Raw genomic sequence first — 19,063 nt, 5'->3', positions numbered from 1 at the left:
CCGGGTCAGCGACGTTCAGGCCGTTCGCCCCGGAGCTGACAGACGCGGTCGCCTCGCGATGCTTTGCCCCCCCCTGATCAGTAACGGCGACCCGCATACAGATCGTGATCATTCATACGGGATGATCATGGCATCCGTGCTGAGGAGCGACTGTTTGAGGCCGAGCTGGTCGAAAAGAAGCGTCTGCAGGCCCGTGCAACCGGCGTGGGCAAGCGGTTCCGGGCGTTCGACCCGCACCAGGTCTTGCTGCTGCCGCAGTCGCTGGACGACTGGCTCCCCGAGGACCATCTGGCCCGGTTCGTCGCTGACCTGATCGACCAGACACTTGACCTCACGCCGATCCTGGACGACTACACGGAGAAGCGCGGCTACCCGCCCTATGACCCGCGGCTGATGGTGCGCCTGCTGATCTGCGGCTACACCACTGGCGTGCGCTCCTCCCGGGCGATCCAGCGCCGTTGCGTCGACGACGTCGCCTTCCGGTTCCTGGCCGCCGACCAGGCTCCCGACTTCCGCTCAATCGCCCGGTTCCGCCGCCGCCACCTGGACGCGCTTGCCGGCCTGTTCCTGCAGTCTCTGCATCTCGCGCAGAAGCTCGGCATGGCCACGATGGGCCGCGTTGCTCTGGACGGAACGAAGCTGGAAGCGAACGCCTCCAAGCACAAGGCGATGAGCTACGGGCGGCTGGTCCACAAGGAGGAACGCATCGAGGCCGAGATCCCCGCACTGGAGACGAAGGCGGCCGCCCTGCTGCCCGATGCCGAGGCCACCGACATGGCCGAAGACGCCAGGCTCGGCGTCGACGGCAAGGAGGTCGCTCTGCCCGCCGAGCTGGGCCGCCGCGAGCAGCGCCTGGTCAAGCTGCAGGCCGCCCGCGCCCAGATCGAGGCCGAGGCCGCCGAGAAGGCCCGCCGCCACGCCGAGGACAAGGAACGCCGTCGCCAGGAACGCGCCGGCAGCGGCGACGAGCAAGCCGTGACGAACGCCGGGAACAAGGCCGCAGACAAGGCCCGGCCCAAGCCCAAGGCGCAGGCCAACTTCACTGACCCCGCCTCGCGGATCATGAAGAACGGCGACGGCACTTACATCCAGGCCTACAACGCCCAGGCCGTCGTCGACGAGCAGCACCAGATCATCGCCGCCGCCGACGTGGCCACCAACGCCTCCGACGCCCTGAACTACACTGCCGTGCTCGACCAGTCTGCGCAGAACACCCGCGCCCACCCCAAGCATGCCCTGGTCGACGCCGGCTATTGTTCCGAGACCAACCTCGAAGCTGCCGGAGAGCGCCAACTGGCCTGCGGCACTGAAGCGTTCATGGCCACTGGCCGACTCAAGCACGATGAGCAGGTCCCGCCTGCACCCCGCGGACGCATCCCCCCAAGGACGCCACGCTGAAGGAGCGCATGGCCCGCAAGCTGCGGACCAAGACTGGTAAGGCCGCCTACGCTCGCCGAAAAGCCATCGTTGAACCCGTTTTCGGTCAGATCATGACCTGCCAGGACGGCCACCGGCTCCCCCTGCGCGGCGAGGACGGGGGGGGCGAGCCGAGTGGCGACTGCCGGCCGCATGCCACAACCTCCGCAAGATCTTCCGCCACGCCGGGACCGCGGGACTCGCCATCACAACCGGCTGACCCACCGGGCTTCTCGGCCCGGTCACCGGGTCCCGCCAGGTCGGCTTCCCACCCGACAGGCCCCCGAGTGTCGCCCCATCACTGACGCACCACGCTGCTGCCTGCCCGTTACCGAGACACGCTCCTAGCCGATATGTTCGGCCAGAGCGACGATGACTCCCGAGGGGCCGCGGAGGTTGCAGAGTCGGTAGATGTCCTCGTACTGCGCCACCTCGCCGAGGAGTTCGGCGCCATGGCGGCGCAGGCGGGTGATCGTGTCGTCGATGTCGTCGACGGCGAACATGACACGGTGCAGGCCCAGAGTGTTGGGTGGCGGGTTGAGCGGTCCGGCAGTGATCGCCGCGGGGGTGTGGAACTTCGTCAGCTCCAGCTTGCCGTGGCCGTCCGGGGTGCGCATCATCGCGATGGCGCTGCGGACCCCGTCGAGGCCGACCGTCTGGTCTGCCCAGACTCCCTCGATCTGCGCTTCGCCTTCCAGCTCCATGCCAAGCTCGGTGAAGAAGGCGATGGCAGCCTCCAGGTCGTCGACGACGATGCCTACGTTGTCCATCCGCTGAATCGTCACGGGGTGCTCCTTCTTCGTCGCGCAGTCCGTTCTGGCTACTGGTACCCCTGAGACGGAGCCAGTGCCGCATTCTCGACACCCGGAAGTGTCGATGTTTTGGGCGCTTCACATTGCCGACGACCTACGGCTCGCGATCGCCTACCAGACCGCACTCCACCTCGCGAGCATCCTCATCTGGACCCGACGCTGACCAAAGAGACAGAACCTAGCCCGTGCACGGCGTACTCCAGGACGACCACGGACTTATCGGCGTCGTGATGGACTGCCAGTTCGTCCGCGCTGGCCAGGACCGTCGCGTCCCCATAGCCGCGGTACAGGTCGGCGACCGCGCGCCGTCCCTGGACTCGCCGCGGGTAGCCGGGGACGGAGACCACGTACTCGACCACGACGTCCTCGGCCAGGAAGTCGAAGAAGTGCTCCCCGTCGACAAGGCCCGCGAGCCTTTCCTGGATGATCCGGAAGAACGGGTCCAGGGCCGCGAAACCCTCAAGGTTCTCCCTACGTTGTTGACCGGGACAGGGCGAACCCTTCGTATGGTTCTTCCACCCAGGGGCGTCGGGTGTGGCTTTCAAGGTTCTGCCGCTTGTGGCTTCCATCGATTGGCCGCCCGACGCCCCGCGACGACTCGGCTGCCAATGAGGAATTGCGAATGATCGCTCCGTAGGGAATCGACAGCGAGGTCGTCCGTCGGGAGGCACCAGCAACACCACCGCACGGAGGCACCACATGGCCGCGATCTGGGCCGGCATCGATGCAGGCAAGACCCACCACCATTGCGTCGCGATCGACGAGAGCGGCCGCCGGCTGCTGTCCCGACGCGTTACCAACGACGAGACCGAACTGCTCGAACTACTCGCCGATGTCCTGGCGCTGGGTGATGAGGTGACCTGGGGCATCGACCTGGCTGACGGCGGAGCCGCCCTGGCCATCGCGCTCCTCCTCAACCACGACCAGCCTGTGCACTACATCTCCGGCCGAGCCATCCACCGGGCTTCCGAGAGCTACCGAGGCGAGGGCAAGACCGACGCCAAGGACGCCGCGGTCATCGCCGACCAGGTCCGGGTCCGACGGGATCTGCAATTCATACGCTCCGGCGACGAGACCGTCACCGACCTCAAGATCCTCACTGGCCGCCGGATGGACCTGGTCGCCGACCGCACCCGCACCGTCAACCGGCCCCGCGCCCAGCTCACCAGCATCTTTCCCGGTCTGGAACACGCGCTGGACCTCACCGACACTGGCCCGCTCATCCTCCTGACTGGCTACCAGACGCCGGCCGCCATCCGTCGGCTCGGTGCCAAGCGGCTGGAGAGCTGGCTGCGCAACCGCAAGGTTCGCAGCGCCGACCAGCTCGCCGGGGCGGCCGTTGAGGCCGCCGACCGTCAACACACCAGCTTGCCTGGAGAGAAGTTGACCGCGCAGCTGGTGCACACGCTGGCCAGGGAGGTGATGGCCCTCAACCAGCAGATCGCCGAACTCGACAAGCTGATCGAGTCCCGGTTTCGCGACCACCACACCTTCGAAGTGATCACCAGCATGCCCGGCCTGGGAGTCATCCTCGGTGCCGAATTCCTCGCCGCCACAGGCGGTGACATGACGGCCTTCGGTACCCCCGACCGCCTTGCTGGCTTCGGCGGCGTCGCTCCGGTCCCGCGCGACTCCGGCAAGATCAGCGGGAACCTCCGACGCCCGCAGCGATACAACCGTCGCCTCCAGCGGGTCTTCTACACCTCAGCGCTGTTCAGCATCCGCAAGTGCGAGGAATCCCGCCGGTTCTACGATCGCAAACGAGCCGAGGGCAAGCGTCACACCCAGGCCGTTCTCGCGCTCGCTCGACGCCGCGTCAACGTCCTCTGGGCCCTCCTCCGCGACGGACGGTGCTATGAGCTCACGCCGCCCGTCGCCCTCACTGCTTGACAAACGGCATGAGGAATCGTTGGACATCGTCACACGGCCGCCGTTGCCGTCCGGGCGTGGGCGTTGCGCTGCGCGAACTCACGGAAGATGGTCGCCTTCTGGCCGGAGACCTTCTCGATGTCGTCGTTGGGCGTCGAGCCGTGGCCGGTGATGGTGGTGCCGGTCTGCCACCGGAGCATCACCGCGTAGTCGATGGGCACGATTCCGGCGGCGACGGCGCCGCCGATCCAGGCCTCGGGGTCGAGGTCCTGGTGCGTGACGGACTGTCCGGTCACGGTGGTGATGATCTCGGCGACTTCACCGACCGTGAGGGCCTGCGGGCCGGTGGGCGCGTACCGGGCCCCGTCGTGGACCGGGCGTGGTCGGCGCCGTAGGTGCTCAGGTAGGTGACGTGGCGTACGCCGGCGGCTTCGGCGAGGTCGAGGAAGATCGCGACCTGGTCGGCATACGCGACCCGCATGACGGGCGTGACGAGGTAGAGGCTGTCGACGCCGCACAGGGCGTCGGCGTGGGTGGCCGGGTTGTCCCAGTCGAACAGCACGTCCGCGCCGTGACGGGCCGCGGTGCGTGCGTTCCGCCCCCGCTCGGCGAGCCGCCTCGCCAGAAGCGAGCCGGTGCGGCCGGTGCCGCCGAGAACGAGGGTGGTCTGCAGTGATTCAGTCATGGATTCATCACGAGAGAGCCCTTAGGAGCGGATCAATGTGCGATTCGCTCGTTTTTTACGTTAGACGCTCTGATCGTTGCCGACGGCGATCGCTCTGCTGATGCTGGTTGGATGGACCTACTGCGTGATCACCTTGCGCGGGCACGCGCCGGCGGCGCGGTCTTCGCCTGGACGGTCGCCGAGCCCCCGTGGGGGCTGCGCCTGGCCGGAACGATCCAGCTGTCCGTGCAACACACCGTCGTCCGCGGCCGGGGATGGCTGTGGTTCGACGCCGACGACCCGGGGCACGCTGTGGAACTCGTACTCGGGGAGGTGACCCTCGTACGCGGCGGCACGGACCACTACGTCGGCCACGAGCCCGGCACCGACTGCCTCGAACCGGAGGAGTTCCGGGCCCGGCACGCCCACGACGGGGAGTCTGACACCCCCGGGCGGCGGTGTTCCTCTGCGGTGCCTACCGATTCTCCAACCAGAGTCGACGCGCGACAGGGGGGCGGCCGCCCGGCACCATGCAGGAGATAGAGGCGGGCTTGAACCCCCGTGACCGGGGTTCAAGCCCGTGTTCTTGACGATTGTGATCAGCCGGCGTTCGGGTCTTGCCCGACCAGCCGCGTGAGCAGCGCCACGATCTGCGCCTGGTTCCGGTCCATCTTCTGGCCGAGCTCCTCGAGGCGGTCTTCCAACCGGTCCACCTTCTGATCGAGGTTCCCAACCTGCAGACGCACCGCCGTCAAGTCGGACTTGATGATCCCGAACTCGCGATCGCTCTTCTCCGCGACCTGCTCGAAACGCCGGGTCAGAGCAGCGAGCTCACTGTGGGCTATGGGGTCCTCAGGCACTCGCAGCGCTCCCGACAGATCATGAAAAGCGGACATCAGGTCCCCACAATATCGCGCTCGCAGAGCCCAAGCCCGGTTCAGCTGGAGGGCTGTCGGGAGCGGGGCGCCGTTCTCTTCAAACATCAGCTGAGTACGGTGGTCCGCTGCCTCTAGGAGAGCGAGGCCGTAGGTCGTCAGCGCGCGACAGGTGCGCACCCCACCGGTTGCAGCACCTCGGTTCGAGTTATTTGCTAATAAGTACAAAACCGATTAAACGGGGCAGTCCTCGGGGTGCGAGTACCGAAGAATGCCGTCGGCGACGAGGGCATCGGAACGTGGGCGTGGATCACCAGCCCAGCAGAGGCTCACGGCCCTGTCTACAGGTCTCTGAACGAGTTACTTCAAGGAAGTCGACATCATGGGACAGCTCGATGACATGATCGCCCTGGTGACCGGCAGCTCGACCGGGATCGGTCTGGCCATCGCCCGTCGATTCGCCACCGAGGGCGCCACTGTGTACCTCACCGGTCGGCACAAGACCGGGCTGGATGCGGCCGCACAAGCCGTCGGTGAACGGGCCATCGGCGTCCAAAGCGATGTGTCGAATCTCGACGATCTCGACCGCCTCTTCGCGACCATCAAGGAGCGCAGCGGCCGGCTGGACGTCGTCGTCGCCAACGCCGGCGTCGCCGAGCTCGCGCGACTAGGCGAGATCACCGAGGAGCAGTACGACAACACCTTCGGCATCAACGTCAAGGGGACGATCTTCACAGTCCAGAAGGCACTCCCCTTGCTGCCGGACAGGGCTTCGGTGATCGTGCTCTCGTCCACCAATGCGTCGATGGGCGTCGAGGCGATGAGCGTCTACAGCGCCACCAAGGCCGCAGACCGCAACCTGGCCCGCACCTGGGCCGCCGAACTCGCGGGCCGCGGCATCCGGGTCAACGCTCTCAGCCCGGGCCCGATCGAGACCCCTGGCATCCGCGGCCTGGGGAGCCCCGCAAAGGGGGAACAGCAACTGGCGGACGGCCTCGCGGCGATGATCCCACTCGGCCGGATGGGCCGCGCCGACGAAGTCGCCGCCGCGGCCGTCTTCCTCGCCTCGGACCAGAGTTCCTTCACCACGGGAGCCGAACTCTTCGTCGACGGCGGCCTCGTCCAGATCTGAATTCCGAGCGCCAGCCGTCGGGATACGCGCCGGCTGTGCGCGGGTTCTGCCGGAGCCGATCCTTGTCGCCATCGATCTCGCTGAGATTTCTGTCGCCTGACCACGACGCGAGTACACCGCGCTGGCGTCCATCAGCGAGATCGGCCAGACGCCGTCCTTGCCGGATTTGCCGCCGCTCAGGGAGAGGGCCGACGGGTTGCCGTGCCGGTCGCAGACCCGCCTGCGGCGATCGCCGGCCACCACCCGGCACACCGATCTCATTGCGAAATGATCAGTTAAAGCCGCACCCCGACTACTTGGTGCACGGAGAACACGGCGCTTGCCCCCTCACCTACTGCGGCGGCGACGCGCTTGATCGATCCGTGGCGCACATCGCCTGCCGCGAAGACCCCGGGGATGCTGGTTTCGAACGGCAGTGGCCCACGCCCGAGGTTTTGCCAATGCTGGCCAAGATCTTCCGTCGGGATGTGCGCGTCGGTGCGGATGAATCCGTTCCCGTCCACGGAGCAGTCGCCGTACAGCCAGCCGGAAGCGGGATCCGCCCCGATGAAGCAGAACAGTCCTCTGCACGGCTTCACGGCTTCCTCTCCGGTCACCGAATTGGTCATCCGGACCGACTCCAGCGACGTATCGCCTTCAAGGGCAGTGATCTCGGTGGAGGCTCGGACTGAAATCATAGGGTCCGAAACAATCCGATTGACAAGATAGGAGGACATGCGAGCTCCGATATCCTCCCCGCGGACCACGAGATCGACGGTACAGCCCCTGCTGGACAGGAAGAGCGCGGCCTGTCCGGCGGAGTTCGCCCCGCCGACGACGGCTACTTCTCTACCCGCGCAGGAACGGACTTCCAGCTCCGTGCACGCGTAATATATTCCTGCGTTCTCGAACTCGCCCCATCTTGCAATCGGAAGGGACCGGATGGGCACCGGTCGCGATAATGACAGCTCGTGCGAGAATTTCTATTCCGCCGAACAGGGAGATTCTCAGCCGTTCGCCGCTTGTGTCGACGGTTGTCACCTTGCTCGGGAAGTACATGCGCGCACCGAATTTGAGAGCCTGGATCGAGGCGGCCTTGTTCTCGGTCATGGGTGATGGGTAGTTCTCTTTGCGGACGAAGAGTACATATTGCTGCGTGCGGGCGTTGTAGATGACCCTGGGCCGCCAGACTCCGGCGTTCCGCAGCTCGGGGCCGAGGTCAGGCTCAGCGCGCTATTGCGGAACTCCCAGGTATGGAGGTCGGTGGAGCGGTAAACCGGGATCGACGCGAAGGGGCCGTTGGGGTAAGTGTTTTCGCCGAACCAGTAATAGTATCCGCCCACTTTGATCATGCTGCCGCCATGCCCATGTACCGCGTCTCCGGCGGTGTTGATGAACTGGGTTCCATTGGTGAACGTCACCGGGACGGCCTGGGCTTTGTCGGAGCCCTGTAACGGTAGGAGGAATCCGATGCACACTGCGACGACTAATCGCAGAACGGCATGCAGTCCGCTACGCATAGCGATACGTCCTTTCTTGCGAGCTCCTTGATCCGGCAGCGCCTGCACGTGGCTGGTCCCTGCCGCAGGGCCCCGAGGGCTTTCAGCCGCAGTCGTTGCGATTGATACATAGAGAGCGGGTCCGGTCGTTGCGGTTGTAGCCGCGCAGGTCGTGGATGGAACCGCCACTCCTGGTGACGCACACCCACCGGCCGGCGAAGTTGCGCCTCTCGTAGACGCGTGCGGTGCCATCGGAGTTGTTACGCACCGAGCTGCCGCGATCGCGGATGGTGGAGGGCAGGTCCTTCACGCTGCCGTCGACGACTCGTTTCGCCCAAGGCTGTCCGCCGAAGTCGATCTCGGGTCGATGCACACGTAGCCGCCGGGGCAGTCGACCTCTACCGACCTGGTGGCCGCCGGCGCGGCGGCGGGAGCCGCGGGGCCTGGTCGGTGCAGCGGCCACCAGGCGGCGGGAGAGAACGTTCACGCCACAATGAAAAGCCCCGAGCGCCGCCCACGGGGGCGGCGGGACATAAAACCACACGATCGGGGGCGAGTATCCGCCGAACCTGATCGCATCACGGCCGAATCGATGCCTGACGCGATGTCAGTGGCTCGGGCCACGCTGGCTTCTGCTCCGACTGGCAGGGGCCAGCATGGCGTTCAGGGCCGTGCACGCGCAGTGGGGTGCCATCTTCGCGCACCTGCCTGACCTCGGGAGCGGACAGAGCGGGAAGCCGTGTGGAAGACCCGGCCCTCCGCGCCGCTACGTCAGCGACGAGTGCCGCCACCCGATGCACGCGAAGACCTCCCGCACCGGCTTGCGGTTCTTCGCCCACGCACCCGGCGCCCCCGCCTGCGCGCTCGGCCTTGAATCCGCCGCCCACCACCTCCTCACACTCGAACTGACGGCAGCCGCCCCCGACGCCGGCGCCCACGCCGAACTCGAAGTCCCCGGGCCTGGCAGCGCCTGGAGGGCCGACGTCCTGGCCACCGACCCCACCTGGGCCTGGAAGACAGCCCCCGGAGCCCAGCTCGCCTCCCCCATCACCAACACCGACATCACCGCCCGCACCGAGAAGACGCGGACCGACAGCCCCGCCCGCCCTGGCTCAGCACCGTCCCCTCCATACGGCTCACCACCGAGGTCTGGCGTCGGGCGTCGAGTACGCCACGTTCTCGGACTGGCCCTGGTGCTCCATCCCGCCGGGCCGGTACAGCGAGCGCCGCCTCACCATCGGCCTCGGCCGATGGTGACACGGTGGACCGGCCCATGCCGAACTCCGGGACATCGGGGGCCGGGGAGGAGTCCACATGGCCCAGAGCACCGAGCACAGTGTCGGCCGCGCCGCTCAGTTCGCGATCAGCTTCGGCGCCCTTGGCGCCCTTAGCACCCGGATCGCAGACGGTGGTCTTCAGGGACGGCCTGCATACTCGCGGGCGTCGTCATGGCGGTCGCCATGTTCACCATCCGGCTCGTCGGAATCCTGGCCGCTGCCCGGGGATGACATAAGGCAGCCGCGGAGCCCCAGGGCAGCTCCGGACGCGGCGCCCTGAGGAGAAGGCGCACCCGAGCAACGCGGACCCCATACCTACTGCAATCCGTCTTCCGCCCCGGGCGCCCTCGAAGTTGCTGATCCGCCACGCCGGTCATCAGCACACTCGCCCTCATGGGGCCACTCGCCGAGACCTGAGCACACATCCACGTCGCGCTCGGTGTCACTCGCACCATCAGGTGGCCGACTGCTCCGTTTTCCCCAGACTTTGAGGATGGGGGCAAGTGCGTTGGCCAGCGCGAAATCTGCCTGCCCCGGGGCGGGGCAGACCGTCTGTCCGTCGGAGTCGCGCGTGACTGTCGACATCTGTCCGGCCCTGCGGCCATCGCGCGTCGGGGCGTACATGGTAAGCGCCTCCATGCGGTCCAAGCGGTCGCGGGGAGGGAAGAAGATGGTGTCCAGCTCTTCTTCCCCAAATGCCCTCGCGATGTTGGTACGGCCCCTCCTCGGCGGCCACTGTTGCGGCCGTGTTCCCATGAGCTTCCGCACACAATTTGACGCATGCTGGGGCCCGCTCCATTGTGTTGCATCATTCGGCAGCCACAAGGAGGTTGGACATGCGTCGACCCTGGCGGGCGGTACTCATCCCCGTTGCGTTCGGAACACTCCTCAGCACCCAGGGATCCGCCCTCGCCAATCCGCTGGGAGGCGGCAGCCAGCGGGCGGCCGCAACCGTGGCGGTAAAGGAGTTCAAGGGCGACGTCGAGTACCCGACCGCCGGCCAGACCGGCACCTTCACCGCGAAGCTGGTCGCAGACAGGGCCATCACGGTCGACGAGCTCGTCTTCGCGGTACGGGACAGCTCGGACGCGCGCCTCGACTTCGGGCACCGTACGAACGTCCAGCTTGGCACGACGGCGCAGACGTTCACGGCCTCGCGGTCGTTCCCGGCGGGCACATTCAAGATCTGGATGGCCTACCGCCAGGGCACCACCTGGACGAACCTGGCGCCGAGTCCGGCGCAGACGTTCACTGCCACCAAGTCCTCGTCCGGTGGCGAGAACCCGCCGACCGGGGTGCAACCGCAGGGCGGCGGCACCGGCTGGAACGTCAAGTGGTGGGACGAGTTCAACGGCACCTCGGTCGACTGGGGCACCAAGTGGCGCGGCAACTCCAGCTCCCTCGTCGACAACGGCCGCGGCAACAAGGACAACCAGCAGCTGGAGTACAACCTCGATCGCAACTGCCAGGAGAGGGACGGCGCGGTCACCATCACCGCAAAGCGGGAGAGCTACACCTCTCCGTCGGGCACGGGCTACGGCTGGACGTCCTGCCTGCTCACCTCGACCGGCTCCAGCGGCTACACCTTCAAGCACGCCTTCATCGAGTCGCGCGCCAAGCTGACGTACAACGTCAAGGACGCGAACGGCAAGCCGGTCTCCGACAAGCGCGGCTTCTGGCCCGCCTTTTGGACCTGGCAGGCGGACGGCGTAAACTCCTGGCAGGAGACCGATGCCTACGAGCAGTACAGCGACAACCCGCGCAAGCTCTACCTGACCTCGCACGCGGGCTCCGGCGGCGGCTGCCAGCCGACGCTGGAGTTCGACCCGGGCGACGGCTTCCACACCTACGGTGCGGACATCTCACCCAGCGGCACGAGGTTCTACATCGACGGCCAGCTGGTGTGCACCGTGGCGGGCACCCCCTCGGAGAACACGAACATCATCGAGGACCTGTACGTGTACTCCAGCCCCGGTCATGAACCGAACCCGGCGACGGTCTCGGCGCAGAAGTCGGTCGACTACGTGCGCGTCTGGCAGAGGTAGACGGGCCACGTGATGCGGGGCAGGGCCGCTGCGGTTCTGCCCCGCATCATGCCCACTCAGCGCCGGACCACCTTGCTGGGGTGGGGAGCCGAGTACGACGCCGCGCTCGCGGAGCTGGGCCAGGGGCTCCAGCCCGTAGTTGGAGGCGCGGCGCCCTGTCGGACCCGGTTCCTCCGTCTCCTTTCAATCCGTGCGTGCGGCTTTCCCGCACACGGCTTACCGGTGGTCTTCTCGACATGGCTACGCCGCCTTCGGATAGCGAACCGTGCCACGCAGGCGGTACAGCCCATGCCCATTGTGGAACTCCTGGCCCGCACCGCAGAGCACGACGTTCTGAGCGCGGCCTTCACGCCCGAGGGGCACCTCGGTTACGACCTGACAGCGCGATCCGCCTTCACCTTCCGTTTCCTGGACTCCGGGGAGGAAGAAGCGTGGCTGACCGAGCGCGGCCACGCCCACGCCTCGGTCGCGGGACCCCGGTACCCCGAGCTCCTGTGCAAGGACTCCGTCCGGCCATCAACTAAACAAATCCTTGACTGCTCAAGCTCCTGATATGCTTGAGCAGTCAAGGAGGTGGCAATGAGTGATGCGCTGGATGCGTCGCTGCGTCTCGTGAGGGCCCAGACGGCCCTGGTGAAGCGGTTCGACGCGAGTCTGGGAGGGCTGCACGGGGTGAGCCTGGCCGACTTCACGATGCTGCTGCGTCTGGGGCAGGCGCCCGGCGGTCGGATGCGCCGGGTGGACCTGGCCGAGGCGCTGGGTCTGACTGCCTCCGGGGTGACCCGGGGACTGGCGCCGCTGGAGCGGATCGGGCTGGTGACGCGCGAGACGGACGCCCGTGACGGCCGGGTGGCCTACGCCGCGCTGACCGACACCGGCCGCGCACGTCTGACGGACATGCTCGCCACGGCGGAGCAGATCGCCGCCGAGATCTTCGCCGCGCCCCCGTGGAGCCAGGAGGACATCGGCCGGCTGTCTGCGCTGCTGACGCACCTGGGCGGCACCGGCCTGCCCGGTCACACCCTCGCCCGCTGACCCCCGCATGCCTCCCGACGGATGTCTCATCCGCACCCTGGAGAACACCCACATGAAACCAACCGCCGCCACCACGGCCCACGCCCCGACAGCCATCCGCATGGAAGGCCTGCGCAAGGTCTATCCTCACGCACAGGGTGGCCTTGTCGCCGTAGACGGCCTGGACCTGACGGTCCACCAGGGAGAGTTCTTCGGCCTGCTCGGCACCAACGGCGCCGGCAAGTCCACCACCATCGGCATGCTCACCACCCTGGTCGCGCCAAGCGCCGGAAAGGCGTGGGTCGCCGGGTACGAGGTGAGTGCCGGCCCGGTCGGCGTGAAGTCCCGCATCGGTGTGGTCTCTCAAGCCAACACCCTGGACCGCGCGCTCACCGTCGCGGACAACCTCGCCTTCCGCGGCCGCTACTTCGGCATGTCCGCCCCCGCCGCCCGCCGCCGCGCGCTCGAACTGCTGGAGCGCTTCGGCCTCGCCGACAAGGCCGGCGCCAAAGCCCACCAGCTCTCCGGCGGCCAGGCCCGCCGCGTCATGATCGGCCGGGCCCTGATGCACCTGCCGGAGGTGCTCTTCCTCGACGAACCCACCGCGGGCGTGGACCCGCAGGCACGCGACGACCTCTGGCAGATCATCGCAAGCCTGCACGAGACCGGCCAGACCGTGGTACTGACCACCCACTACCTCGACGAGGCCGAAGCCCTGTGCCAACGCCTGGCCGTCATCGACCACGGGCACCTGCTCGCCTGCAACACCCCCGGCGCGATCAAGGCGTCCAGGGGAGCGCAGACGGTCATCACCGTCCACTACGACGCCGATGCCACCCCGGCCACCGAAGCCCTCCACAGCATCCCCGGCGGCCCCCACGACGTGGCCGTCGACGGCCCGACCGTACGGGTCAGCACCACACATCCCGACGGCCTCCTGGGCCACCTGCTGCGAGCCGGCAGCGCGGCCGGCCTCACCGTCCGCGACGCCACCACCACGCCCCCCAGCCTGCAGACCGCCTTCCTCACCCTGACCGGACGTGACTACACGCCATGACCACCGCGAACCCCCTCGCCACCACCCCCCGCCCGCTGTCGTCCCCCCGGGCCGCCTGGCACGCCTACCGCGCGCTGACCACGCGCGACCTCCACGTCCTGGGCCGCAATCTGCCCGCGCTGCTCGTCCAGGTCGGCCTCCAGCCACTGCTGTTCACCTTCGCCTTCGCCTACGTCATGCCCAGCATCGGCAGCGGACTCGGCGGCGCGACCTCGTTCTCCACGATCCTGCTGCCCGGCCTGATCGCCAGCACCCTCACCTTGCAGAGCATCATGTCCGTCACCGGGCCGCTGGCCGCCGAACTCGGCCCCGGTCGCGAGATCACCGACCGCGCCCTGGCGCCCCTGCCCGTCTGGGCCCTGGGCCTCCAGAAGATCACCTCATCCGCGATCTTCGGCCTCGTCTCGACCCTCGTCGTCGTCCCGATCGTCTGGCTCGTCCACGCCCCCGGCAACGCGCCCCGAGCCCACATCGACAACTGGCCCCTGCTGCTGACCACACTGGTACTCAGCGCGCTGCTCGCCTCCACACTCGGACTGCTGCTCGGAACCGCGGTCGACGCCTCCGCCTTCGGGCCGCTGCTCGGCCTGCTCCTGGCCGCCGCCACCATGCTGGGCTGCGTCTACTACCCATGGACCGCTCTGCAACCGATCCGCTGGGTCCAGGTCCTGACCCTGGCCAACCCGCTCGTCTATATGAGCGAGGGCCTCCGCGCCAACGTCACGCCCTCCACCGGCCACATGCCCACCTGGGCCTACCTCACCGCCCTCACCCTCGGCACCGCCGCTCTGGGCTACCTCGCCCTGCGCCGCTTCGCCCGGCGAGTGCAGACCTGACTCCGGTCCTGCCGCAGCAAATACCGGATTTACTGCGGCAGGACCGGAAGGGCAGGGCACCCGCCCGCCGGGGCGCGAGGCCGCCCGTCCTCCCCGTCGCCGCGATCGACGACTCGGCGCTGTTGGAAGCCCTGCGTGCCCGGAGACCGGCCGGGCCCGGCTCCCCTACCGCCGCGCCGAGGAGATCTTCGAGGAGAACACCCGGTCGCTCGCGAACCCGCTCGCCTCGCCCGAGGGCATCCAGGACCTGGACGGCTGGCCCCTTCACTGGCCACGTCACAGCGCCCTGACACACGATGCCGAGGCCGGCACCTCCACCCCGATGCTGCTGGCCCGCTCCCGCCACGCCTCCGTCCGATCTCTGGACCCGTACGCCCGCCCCTGCGTCGACGCAGTCGCCCGACATGTTGCTGAGCGCGACCCCGCCGCACGGCGCCGGACCTGACACCGCCCTCGTTTGCGGCTGGTGACAGCGTTCCTACCGGCACGTCGGCCGTGGGTTCAGCGTGACTGAAGTGCTTTCACTGGGAACCCACGGCGTTTCCGGCAGGCAGGCGTGAAAGTGCGGCGGGTCCGTTGCCGCTGAATCGGCAGGTCCTTCACCACTGGGCTCACTCGGCCCGCTGTCCGACACGGAGGACGCTCAGGTAACGGCGTGATGCTCGATCGCCCATCCGCGTGCGGATGCGCTCGGCTACGGCGTCGAGCAGGGGCTCTCGGACGTCGCGGTCGAGCCTCCGGTACAGCGACAACGAGCGAAGGTGATCGGCAAAGCCGTCCCCGTTGAACCACTGAACGGTCGGATACCAGCGCACGATCGTTGGGCCGAACAGTCCTCCGGGGTCTTCGACCAGGCCCCAGCCCTCGTCGGTGGTGCGCACGTCGTCCTCCAGGGGAGGATGACCCCAGTCGGGGTTCCCGGGGCAGAACTGCTCGAGGAGATCGGCGGTCTCGGCGTACACCTCCGGCTCTCCCGGCCGGCGGACAACGACGTGGCCGAGCAGCGCCATCCAGCCTCCGGGATGGAGCACGTCGTGCGCCCGCTGCCAGCCGATCGACGGGTCGACCCAGTGCCACGACTGCGCGGCCACGAGAGCATCGAAGCGTCGGCCACGGTCGTCCCACTCCTCGAACGTCGACGTCTCGACTTCGACGTTGCGGAAGGAGGCGATCCGTTGGCGAGCGAGTGCGGCCATGTCTGCGCCCGGCTCGATGGCGGTCACTGAGCATCCGAGTGCTGCCAGCGAGCGCGTCGCCTGACCGGTTCCGCAGCCCACCTCCAGCACCGACGACCTGTCGTCCGTGCCGGTGACGGCGACAAGGTCTGCGAACAGCTCGTCGGGGTATCCCGGCCGGACCCGGTCGTAGAGCTCCGGCACCTCGTTGAACACCCGGCCGAGGTCGTGTGGATTCGGGCGCATCTTCGGAGCGTCAGTCACGAGTGCACAAGCTATGAGGTTCGTCGGCGGGGACGCCACTGGTTTAACGGCAGCTCCTCGACAGCAGCCGTGTCGTCGAGCAGGTTCTGGGCGATGGCCGCGTAGCTGCTCGCGGTGGTGTGGGACAGGTTGAAGACCAGGGCGAGGTGCAGCGGGTCGGCGCCGGCGGTCAGTGCTTCGTGCAGGACCCGGTCGCCGCGGATGCGTTCGAGGTAGACGCCCTGGTGCAGTAGGTGCCGCTTGAGGTATTCGGGGCTGACGGGCCTGGTTCCCAGGGCGGTCTTCGCGTTGATCAGGACGTGCCGGTTGGGGGTCTTCGGCCAGGTGGCCCGGCGCTGGTCGAGCCAGGCCAGCAGGGTCTGGTGGGGCAGTTCGCCGAGCCGTTGGCCGTGTCCGGCGATGGTGATCCTACGGTTGGGCAGGTCGAGGTCGTCCAGTGTGAGGCGGCGGATGGCGGTGGCGCGGGCGGCGTGGACGGCGGCCAGGGCGACGATCAGCCGTTGCGCCGGGGTGACGGCGATCCGTTGGACGGCGAGCACTTCGGCGTCGGTCATCGGCAGCAGGCTGCGTGGGATGTCTTCCATCCTGAGGCGAGTGGTGGGGTTGGCGAAGATCAGGCCGCGCTTCTTGGCGAAGCGGAACAGTGAGCGCAGTGCGGCGATGGCGTTGCGCCGCTGCCATCCGCGCAGGGGTGACAGCGCGGCCGTGACGTCGGTGACGGTGATCTCGCGCAGGTGTCCACGGGTCGTCGCCCAGTTCTCCAGCAGGGGGTGGACGCCGAAGTAGACGTAGACGCAAGCGTGGGACCGGGGCTTGGCACGGCTGTCGCCGTCGAGCAGGACCAGCAGCCAGGCGCGGACGTCGCTGGCGAACCCGGCGGGCAGCTCGGCGGTGCGGTTCTCGATCCAGGTGCGGACCGCCAATACGCTGTCGTTTTCCAACAGCTCCAGGTCGGTGAGGACCTCGGCGACCCGAAGGCTGGAAGCGTGTCGCGGTATTCGCGCACGGACTTCGGTGAGTTTCACGGGCTTGCCGGGCGGGCGGTCGGCCAGCACCGCAGTCAGGCCGTCCATCGCGCACCGCACGAGTGACGGCGACCATCCGTTGGCCTCGCTGAGCTGCTTGGCATGTGCTGCGGCCGACCGCAGCACTGGGTTGTCCGAGGTGAGGGCGGGGTGCTGCCAGTGTGGTGGGGGTGGGACACCCGCCTTGCGCCGGTAGTAGGAGCCCAGGCCCCGGCACTTGTTGTCGCAGTACGCCCGGTCCCGCCGCGATTCTTCGGGCAGCGGCTTGCCGCAGTGCACGCAGGTCATCGTGGCGGCAGGGACCGGCCGGTGCGAGGACGCGGGGCGACGGCGCGTGGCTGGCCCACCGCAGTGGCCTGTGAGTCAGTTGCTGGTGTCGGCTCCGGCACTCGCGCCGGCTCGGGCAGCAGCAGTTCGTCGACGCCGCAGGCGAGCACCGCGCAGATGACGTCCAGCTCGTCGAGTTTGACGGTGTTCGGCTGACCGGACCACAGGCCCGACATCTTCCCCGCGCTGATCACCACGCCGCGTTCGGCGAGCATCCGCTGGAGTTCGCTGGCCTTCCAGATGCCGCGGTTGGCGGCCGCCAGGCGAAGGTTCCACTTCACTGGGCCAGTCCTTTCCATCGGTCGGTGGCGCGCTGCTGTCCGGCGACCCAGGCGTCTTCGACATGGGTGCCGTGGACGTGGATATACCGGGCCGTGGTACCGGTCCAGGTATGTCCGAGGAGCTCCTGGATCGCGAACAAGGTCATGCCGGCGAGATAGAGCTGGGAGGCGCAGAAGTGCCGCAGCACGTGCGGGGTGAGCTTCCCGGCCCAGGTGGGCAGGTGCTGGGCGGCGGCGTCGGCCAGCGACCGGCGGAAGACGTCGGCGGTCGCCCGCGAGCACGAGCCGTCCTGGTTCTTGCGCTCGGAGGGGAACAGTGGGGCGCCCGGCCGGGTGTGGTCGGCGTCGAAGTGGCCCCACACGTCCTCGATGAATCACCGCAGGTTGCGGTCGGCGCCGTTGATCAGCGGCACCAGCCGTGGCTTCGGCCCGCGTCTGCGGGAGCCCTTGCCGTGCCGGATGTTGAGCTTGCCGAAGCGGCCCAGCTCCCACCGGACGTCGTCCAGGTCGAGCATCCGTGCCTCGTTGATCCGCAGCCCCACGTCCGCCGCCAGCCGGGCCACCGCGTAATTGCGGGCGGCCGGGCCGAACTTGCGGCAGGTCACCAGCTCCTCGCGCCACCCCGCGAACAGCTCCTCGATCTCTGCTTCGCTGGGCGGGATCCGCAGCTGCGGTTCCAACGAGGCCCGCGGCCGGTTCATCTCGTCCAGCGGGCACTCGACCACACGGCCGGTGAGGTTGTGCAACTCGACCTTGTGCCGCAGCTCAAGGAATTGGAAGAACACCGCCAGCGCACTCGCCCGGCCGGTCCGGGTCGACGGTTTGGCGCCGCGCAGCACCTTGCCGAAATAGACGTCGGCGTCGGCCGGCTCCATCTCCCACAGCGGACGGCCGAACCAGTCCCGGATCAGCTCCAGATGGTTGGTGTCGTTGCGGATCGTGCTGTCGACCAGACCGGCCGAGGCCCGCGCGAGTACGAACCCCGCCAGCACGTCGGTCTCGAACTCGGCGAGCTCCTCCTCGCTCACCGGCGCCCGGTACTCACGCAGATCGCGCACTACGGCCAGAGCCAACCCACGCCTCCACGACTTCACCCAGACTGAAGGAATCCCGACAGGGATGAGAGTTGCGCACTACGGATGAGGTTGGGTCAGAACGGCCGGCAGTCACCCGGACGAGGTAACAGGCCCAGGTCCAGGCACTCTCAGTCGTGCCAGGGAACTGCGGACGAACACGGAACCCGGGGACTATTGCTCACCCATGTCCTGTGACGGCTGCCACGGCGCCCAGCTCGAGCGCTTCGACGAGAGCTTGCACGTCGCCTGGACCGTCTACCGGCTCGCCCCCGCACCGCCAGCCGGCCCGCTGCTCGCCGCCTACGTCGCGACGCGGAGACCCCCGCAGGGGTCGGAACAGGAAGACACCGGGAATGGCGGAACGCTCGGCTCACGCAGGCGGATTGGGGTGGGCAGCCGAGTACGCCGCGCTCGCGGAGCTGGGCCAAGTGCTCCAGTCC

Annotated in this window: 21 protein-coding genes and 1 pseudogene; 9 read left to right on the top strand and 13 right to left on the bottom strand. The window is 68.0% G+C overall.

All coding sequences use genetic code 11. The features are described from left to right. The first annotated feature begins 204 nt into the window (after positions 1-204). Positions 205-1,636, top strand: a pseudogene (locus tag ACZ4WQ_RS37320) (IS1182 family transposase). A 124-nt stretch (positions 1,637-1,760) separates the two neighbouring features. On the opposite strand, the gene ACZ4WQ_RS37315 reads toward ACZ4WQ_RS37320, so the two are convergent. Next, positions 1,761-2,201: a VOC family protein gene (locus tag ACZ4WQ_RS37315; protein WP_358842830.1), complete on the bottom strand. Its 441-nt coding sequence runs from the start codon at positions 2,199-2,201 to the stop codon at positions 1,761-1,763. A 170-nt stretch (positions 2,202-2,371) separates the two neighbouring features. Next, positions 2,372-2,797: a hypothetical protein gene (locus ACZ4WQ_RS37310; protein WP_398375174.1), complete on the bottom strand. Its 426-nt coding sequence runs from the start codon at positions 2,795-2,797 to the stop codon at positions 2,372-2,374. A 130-nt stretch (positions 2,798-2,927) separates the two neighbouring features. On the opposite strand from ACZ4WQ_RS37310, the gene ACZ4WQ_RS37305 reads away from it, so the two are divergent. Next, complete coding sequence (locus tag ACZ4WQ_RS37305; protein WP_398375172.1) at positions 2,928-4,118, top strand: IS110 family RNA-guided transposase; 1,191 nt, start codon at positions 2,928-2,930, stop codon at positions 4,116-4,118. Between the two features lie 29 nt (positions 4,119-4,147). On the opposite strand, the gene ACZ4WQ_RS37300 is transcribed toward ACZ4WQ_RS37305, so the two are convergent. Next, positions 4,148-4,393: a hypothetical protein gene (locus ACZ4WQ_RS37300; protein WP_311724160.1), complete on the bottom strand. Its 246-nt coding sequence runs from the start codon at positions 4,391-4,393 to the stop codon at positions 4,148-4,150. Further along, a complete protein-coding gene (locus ACZ4WQ_RS37295) occupies positions 4,390-4,782 on the bottom strand; it encodes an SDR family oxidoreductase (RefSeq protein WP_385338019.1) in 393 nt (130 codons plus the stop codon). Before ACZ4WQ_RS37295 ends, ACZ4WQ_RS37300 begins: the two co-directional genes overlap by 4 nt. 111 nt (positions 4,783-4,893) lie before the next feature. Here ACZ4WQ_RS37295 and ACZ4WQ_RS37290 point away from each other — a divergent pair, with 111 nt between their 5' ends. After that, positions 4,894-5,304 carry a cupin domain-containing protein gene (locus tag ACZ4WQ_RS37290; RefSeq protein ID WP_398375170.1) on the top strand — a complete coding sequence of 137 codons (411 nt, stop codon included), beginning with the start codon at positions 4,894-4,896 and terminating at the stop codon, positions 5,302-5,304. Positions 5,305-5,360: 56 nt separating this feature from the next. On the opposite strand, the gene ACZ4WQ_RS37285 is transcribed toward ACZ4WQ_RS37290, so the two are convergent. Next, positions 5,361-5,621, bottom strand: a complete 261-nt coding sequence (locus ACZ4WQ_RS37285; protein ID WP_311724157.1) for a hypothetical protein — start codon at positions 5,619-5,621, stop codon at positions 5,361-5,363. A gap of 397 nt (positions 5,622-6,018) precedes the next feature. On the opposite strand from ACZ4WQ_RS37285, the gene ACZ4WQ_RS37280 reads away from it, so the two are divergent. Further along, positions 6,019-6,768 carry an SDR family oxidoreductase gene (locus tag ACZ4WQ_RS37280; RefSeq protein WP_311724156.1) on the top strand — a complete coding sequence of 250 codons (750 nt, stop codon included), beginning with the start codon at positions 6,019-6,021 and terminating at the stop codon, positions 6,766-6,768. Positions 6,769-7,043: 275 nt separating this feature from the next. On the opposite strand, the gene ACZ4WQ_RS37275 is transcribed toward ACZ4WQ_RS37280, so the two are convergent. The 3 genes from ACZ4WQ_RS37275 to ACZ4WQ_RS37265 all read right to left on the bottom strand — a co-directional run bounded on the left by ACZ4WQ_RS37275 (position 7,044) and on the right by ACZ4WQ_RS37265 (position 8,733). Beyond that, entirely contained in the window at positions 7,044-7,697 is a 654-nt protein-coding gene (locus ACZ4WQ_RS37275) for an NAD(P)/FAD-dependent oxidoreductase (protein WP_398375168.1), read from the bottom strand. Further along, positions 7,597-7,857 (bottom strand): hypothetical protein, encoded by a 261-nt coding sequence (locus ACZ4WQ_RS37270; protein WP_398375230.1) that lies wholly within the window; start codon positions 7,855-7,857, stop codon positions 7,597-7,599. Before ACZ4WQ_RS37270 ends, ACZ4WQ_RS37275 begins: the two co-directional genes overlap by 101 nt. Before the next feature lie 492 nt (positions 7,858-8,349). Next, on the bottom strand, positions 8,350-8,733 hold the full coding sequence (locus ACZ4WQ_RS37265; RefSeq protein WP_311724154.1) for a peptidase inhibitor family I36 protein: 384 nt from the start codon (positions 8,731-8,733) through the stop codon (positions 8,350-8,352). Positions 8,734-10,359: 1,626 nt separating this feature from the next. Here ACZ4WQ_RS37265 and ACZ4WQ_RS37260 point away from each other — a divergent pair. The 5 genes from ACZ4WQ_RS37260 to ACZ4WQ_RS37240 are packed head-to-tail and all read left to right on the top strand — an operon-like array spanning position 10,360 to position 14,475. Beyond that, positions 10,360-11,568 carry a glycoside hydrolase family 16 protein gene (locus ACZ4WQ_RS37260; RefSeq protein ID WP_398375166.1) on the top strand — a complete coding sequence of 403 codons (1,209 nt, stop codon included), beginning with the start codon at positions 10,360-10,362 and terminating at the stop codon, positions 11,566-11,568. 12 nt (positions 11,569-11,580) lie between these two features. Further along, the gene (locus tag ACZ4WQ_RS37255) at positions 11,581-12,120 is read left to right on the top strand and encodes a DUF6204 family protein (protein ID WP_468022750.1); all 540 of its coding nucleotides are present in this window, start codon (positions 11,581-11,583) and stop codon (positions 12,118-12,120) included. A 27-nt stretch (positions 12,121-12,147) separates the two neighbouring features. Next, positions 12,148-12,603, top strand: a complete 456-nt coding sequence (locus ACZ4WQ_RS37250) for a MarR family winged helix-turn-helix transcriptional regulator (RefSeq protein ID WP_358842817.1) — start codon at positions 12,148-12,150, stop codon at positions 12,601-12,603. Between the two features lie 52 nt (positions 12,604-12,655). Next, entirely contained in the window at positions 12,656-13,639 is a 984-nt protein-coding gene (locus tag ACZ4WQ_RS37245; RefSeq protein WP_468022744.1) for an ABC transporter ATP-binding protein, read from the top strand. Then, positions 13,636-14,475, top strand: coding sequence for an ABC transporter permease (locus ACZ4WQ_RS37240; RefSeq protein ID WP_311724150.1), 840 nt, complete (start codon positions 13,636-13,638; stop codon positions 14,473-14,475). Before ACZ4WQ_RS37245 ends, ACZ4WQ_RS37240 begins: the two co-directional genes overlap by 4 nt. A gap of 611 nt (positions 14,476-15,086) precedes the next feature. Here ACZ4WQ_RS37240 and ACZ4WQ_RS37235 read toward each other — a convergent pair. Genes ACZ4WQ_RS37235 through ACZ4WQ_RS37215 form a run of 5 tightly spaced genes read right to left on the bottom strand, consistent with a single transcriptional unit; the run spans position 15,087 to position 18,620 of the window. Continuing rightward, positions 15,087-15,914, bottom strand: a complete 828-nt coding sequence (locus ACZ4WQ_RS37235; protein ID WP_358647821.1) for a class I SAM-dependent methyltransferase — start codon at positions 15,912-15,914, stop codon at positions 15,087-15,089. 11 nt (positions 15,915-15,925) lie between these two features. Beyond that, the gene (locus ACZ4WQ_RS37230) at positions 15,926-17,218 is read right to left on the bottom strand and encodes a hypothetical protein (RefSeq protein WP_398375158.1); all 1,293 of its coding nucleotides are present in this window, start codon (positions 17,216-17,218) and stop codon (positions 15,926-15,928) included. A gap of 5 nt (positions 17,219-17,223) precedes the next feature. After that, a complete protein-coding gene (locus ACZ4WQ_RS37225) occupies positions 17,224-17,547 on the bottom strand; it encodes a helix-turn-helix domain-containing protein (protein WP_358647817.1) in 324 nt (107 codons plus the stop codon). Beyond that, positions 17,544-17,909 carry a tyrosine-type recombinase/integrase gene (locus ACZ4WQ_RS37220; RefSeq protein WP_398375156.1) on the bottom strand — a complete coding sequence of 122 codons (366 nt, stop codon included), beginning with the start codon at positions 17,907-17,909 and terminating at the stop codon, positions 17,544-17,546. The genes ACZ4WQ_RS37225 and ACZ4WQ_RS37220 overlap by 4 nt, the downstream gene beginning before the upstream one ends. Before the next feature lie 12 nt (positions 17,910-17,921). Next, on the bottom strand, positions 17,922-18,620 hold the full coding sequence (locus tag ACZ4WQ_RS37215) for a hypothetical protein (RefSeq protein ID WP_385338052.1): 699 nt from the start codon (positions 18,618-18,620) through the stop codon (positions 17,922-17,924). Positions 18,621-19,063 lie beyond the last annotated feature (443 nt).

Source organism: Streptomyces sp. NPDC028305 (assembly GCF_055569495.1).
The sequence above is the reverse complement of the archived record's forward strand: the minus strand, read 5'-3'. Positions and strand labels throughout refer to the sequence as shown.